General features: G+C 42.5%; 2 tRNA genes and 2 rRNA genes. All 4 read right to left on the bottom strand.

The features are described 5' to 3' along the window. Positions 1-83: ribosomal RNA gene (locus L2747_RS21355) — 23S ribosomal RNA — on the bottom strand; the annotation flags it as partial. Positions 84-402: 319 nt separating this feature from the next. Continuing rightward, positions 403-478: transfer RNA gene (locus L2747_RS21350), tRNA-Ala, on the bottom strand. A 64-nt stretch (positions 479-542) separates the two neighbouring features. Continuing rightward, a tRNA-Ile gene (locus tag L2747_RS21345) sits at positions 543-619 on the bottom strand. A gap of 74 nt (positions 620-693) precedes the next feature. Then, positions 694-788 (bottom strand): 16S ribosomal RNA (locus L2747_RS21340); the annotation flags it as partial.

Below are 788 nucleotides of genomic sequence, written 5' to 3'. Positions count from 1 at the left end.
CGCCAACGCTTTTCGCAAGTTACTACGTCCTTCATCGCCTCTGACTGCCAAGGCATCCACCATATACGCTTAGTCACTTAACCATACAACCCAAATAAGTCTCTATGAGATATATCCGTTGTTCTATCAGGGTAGATAAAACAGCCGTATCGTAACTAATGGTTTCTACTTTCGCCAAAATTAGAATTTTTTACTCACTACCGAAGCAGTAAGCCAAGACACTTAATGTTAAGTGTTTTAGAACTCAATTTTTTAATTTCGCAATAATCTTTCGATTATTACTATCAGCTTTCCAAATTTTTAAAGAGCGGGCTTAAAAAAGCCAAAGATAAATTTTTCATTTATCTTTGGCATCTCTAACCAGTGCATGTATCTCACTCTTATTAAAGAGAAAGATGTAAATGGTGGAGCTATGCGGGATCGAACCGCAGACCTCCTGCGTGCAAGGCAGGCGCTCTCCCAGCTGAGCTATAGCCCCATTTACATGCAGTCAAACAATTTACGTTAAAACAAAATCTTCGTTTAGGAGAAAACTAAGATTTTGGTGGGTCAGAGTGGACTTGAACCACCGACCTCACCCTTATCAGGGGTGCGCTCTAACCAGCTGAGCTACAGACCCAACGTAATTTGCTCTTACTTTACGACAAGCATATCTGTGTGAACACTCAACAACTATTAAGTTAGTCGTATAGGTAAGGAGGTGATCCAGCCCCAGGTTCCCCTAGGGCTACCTTGTTACGACTTCACCCCAGTCATGAACCACACCGTGGTAAACGCCCTCCCGAAGG

The sequence above is a fragment of the Shewanella marinintestina genome (assembly GCF_023283845.1).
Lineage (GTDB): Bacteria > Pseudomonadota > Gammaproteobacteria > Enterobacterales > Shewanellaceae > Shewanella > Shewanella marinintestina.
The sequence above is the reverse complement of the archived record's forward strand: the minus strand, read 5'-3'. Positions and strand labels throughout refer to the sequence as shown.